Source organism: Neobacillus drentensis, from assembly GCF_036962765.1.
Classification (GTDB): domain Bacteria; phylum Bacillota; class Bacilli; order Bacillales; family Cytobacillaceae; genus Neobacillus; species Neobacillus drentensis_C.
The window spans coordinates 390-3373 of sequence record NZ_JBALOS010000183.1; the positions used below are offsets into that span (position 1 = coordinate 390).

At 39.3% G+C, this 2984-nt stretch carries 4 protein-coding genes; 1 reads left to right on the forward strand and 3 read right to left on the reverse strand.

The window, feature by feature from the left end:
* On the forward strand, positions 1-825 hold an 825-nt coding region (locus V7137_RS21350), incomplete at its 5' end, for an Ig-like domain-containing protein (RefSeq protein WP_335699932.1).
* A gap of 152 nt (positions 826-977) precedes the next feature.
* On the opposite strand, the gene V7137_RS21355 is transcribed toward V7137_RS21350, so the two are convergent.
* The 3 genes from V7137_RS21355 to V7137_RS21365 all read right to left on the reverse strand — a co-directional run.
* Positions 978-1409 carry a hypothetical protein gene (locus tag V7137_RS21355; protein ID WP_335699933.1) on the reverse strand — a complete coding sequence of 144 codons (432 nt, stop codon included), beginning with the start codon at positions 1407-1409 and terminating at the stop codon, positions 978-980.
* Between the two features lie 43 nt (positions 1410-1452).
* Positions 1453-2715 (reverse strand): replicative DNA helicase, encoded by a 1263-nt coding sequence (locus tag V7137_RS21360; protein ID WP_335699934.1) that lies wholly within the window; start codon positions 2713-2715, stop codon positions 1453-1455.
* Positions 2712-2984 (reverse strand): DnaD domain protein (locus tag V7137_RS21365; protein WP_335699935.1); only part of this gene is annotated, 273 nt, incomplete at its 5' end. The genes V7137_RS21365 and V7137_RS21360, both read right to left, overlap by 4 nt.

Below are 2984 nucleotides of genomic sequence, written 5' to 3' on the forward strand. Positions count from 1 at the left end.
ACTACTGATCCTACCGAAACTCCTGAACAATTTAACAGTAAAAATCATTTTGTTTGGTTCCATGTTAAATCAACTGATGGAAAACCTTTGGGGTATATAGCTTCTGCCTATATCGCGAAAAAGAAAGATTTTGTTGCGCCAATTGTAATTGGAGTCAAAAATAATGCTGCTTATAATAAAGATGTGACAATCACTTTTGATGAAGGTACAGCTTTATTGAATGGTGTTGCCTTTACGAAAGGTCAAACAATTAAAAAAGACGGCAAATACACTTTAGTTGTAAAGGATGAAGAAGGTAACAAAACGACAATCATCTTTACAATTGATAAGACTAAACCAGCTACTCCTTCAATGAATAGTGTTTCAGATCTTTCGACTACTGTAACAGGGAAAGCTGAAGCTGGAACAACAGTTAAATTATCAATCAACGGTAAGTACCAAAAAAGCACAACAGCGGCATCAAGCGGCATCTACAAATTTACGATTTCGAAGCAAAAAATCGGAACAACAATTAGTGTAACTGCTACAGATAAAGTAGGAAATATAAGTGCACCGAAGAGTTTAAAAGTCGTTGATAAGACGCCACCAGCTATTCAAAGTGTTAATAAAGTCACTTCTAAATCTAAAACTGTAACTGGAAGCGCCGAAAAATACGCAACAGTGAAAATTTATAGAGGAAGTACACTTATTGGCAAAGGGTCGGTTTATTCAAATGGCAAATTTTCAGTAGCTATAAAAACTCAGAAAGCTAATACATATTTAAAGGTTTACGTGATTGATAAAGCTGGAAATCAAAACTACCGTACGATTAAAGTCGTAAAATAATTAATACGATGTGATAAGAAGTGAATTTCTTATTGCATCGTATTTTTTTTTAGGCAATCTGGAAATAAAAGTGGAGAAGTGCAAAGCTTGTTGAAGCTCTGTTTGACGGTTCCGATCGGACCATCCTAGATGTGGGTTTGTTCCCTTCTCTCTCACTTTGATACAACCCTCTTAAAATACCCCGCTATAGCAGGAACACTCTCGAATTCCTTCCTCATATCCCGAAACGAAATCACATCATTTCCTCTAGCAAGCTGGTAATCTAGCGAATATTCGTGACAGTTCAATGGGTTTTGATGAAATGTTTTGGTATAGAAATGGATGGCTTCTTGCTTGCTGGATGCAAAAATAAAGACAAAATCCTTCTGATTCATCTTCAGTGAGTAGATGCCAACTTTATGAAACCCTAATACATTGTTTTGAATCAATTCCCTTACTTTCTGATGAACAGCTTGTTCTAAGTCTATTTTGGACATATCGTCATCTAATGAAATTTTCTTCTCTGTTAGTAAATGGTAGATGCAATGGGCCAATGAGGATTCTTCATAACGGAAACAATCCATGTAAAGATCTTTCACAATCATGTGCTCACACCTCGATATAAGATTTTTTTCTGCTAAATAGAGGTTATACAACGGTAGGACTCGATTCCTTCTGGTCCTCAATCCTTCCTGTATGCTCGTTGTAATTTACAAGGAGGCTTCCAACTGGACCATTTCGGTTTTTCGATACAATGATTTCAAGTGATTGATTGTCCGTGTCCTTGTCATAATACGACTCACGATATAAGAACAAAATGACATCGGCGTCCTGTTCCACACTTCCCGATTCCCGAATATCAGACATCATCGGCCGTTTATCCGCTCTTGATTCCACCGAACGATTAAGTTGGGCCAAACAAATGACGGGACATTCAAAATCCTTTGCCATCGCTTTTAGGGATTTCGATATTTCCGTTACTTGTAAATGGGAATTCCCTCCGTAAAATTGACCAGATTGGATCAGGGTTAAGTAATCGATAAAAAGGATCGGTTTCTTGTATGGAAATTGATGCAGCATTTTTCGCGTTTTCGCTCTCATTTCTGCAATGGATTGTCCTGCCCCATCAAAAATTTGCATATGGGTTTCAGAGAGATCCCCAATCACATCCGACCATTTATTCTTTTGATTTTCATTAAGCATTCTTTTTGGATCCCGCATTTTTGAACGGTTAAAGCCCCCTGTCGAAGCCATTAATCGAGTGGTTATCAGCTTTTCAGGCATTTCCAAGGAAAATACGAGTGGCAGAAACCCTGCCCAACCCGTCATTTTGGAAAAATGAAGCATCACATCGGTTTTTCCCATCGATGGTCTTGCTGCTAGAATCGTCACTTCCCCATCCTGAAAGCCTCCCGTTACTTCGTCGAGCTTTTTGATGCCCGTTGTTGCACTTTTCTGGCGTAGTTGGTCTTCCCAGGGTGCCTCATAGATATTTGATAACGCTTGTTGTAAGGACGTGTGATCCTCCATCTTCATTTGGTTAATTTTATCCAATTCAGCAATGACTCTAGCAATCTCCCAATCATTCATCGCTGCAACCGTCAAGATATTTCTCTTTTCCCGTTCCTTCCACAGCTCAAGAATGAGCTTCTCCGTACCGTCAAATTTCTCCAGATCCGCGTAAGATAACAGTTCCGATAGGTAAGACATTCCACCTAATGAATCGAGGTCTGGTAAGGTGGTCAAGGTGATCAAATCAATATGCTTCCCCACACGGTTTAACTCCACCATTCTTCGCATTAATTCTTTATGCCGTGAACTTTCCAGATGTTCAGGTTGGATGACGGTATCCTTGAGCAAATACTCCGCCTTCATCAAGCTTCCTAAAAACGCTTTTTCGGCGATGCTCATTCCTCTTCACCTGCCGTAAGGTCAAGTTTAAATCCACTTGGAATTGCTCTTCCGGCAGGAAAGGATTCGGTTGATTGCCTATGCTTTGGTGCGCAATTTTGACTCTCATAAAAGGAATCAATTTCTTCTACGGTCTGTAAGGAGTCATTTACCCAGTTTTTCAGAATCCCAACCACATAACTCAGCTTTCGCTTGTTATTGGCACAAGCAATATTCATCGCTTTTAAAATCACCTCTTTCGGTTGTAAATAGATAGAATCATCTAACCA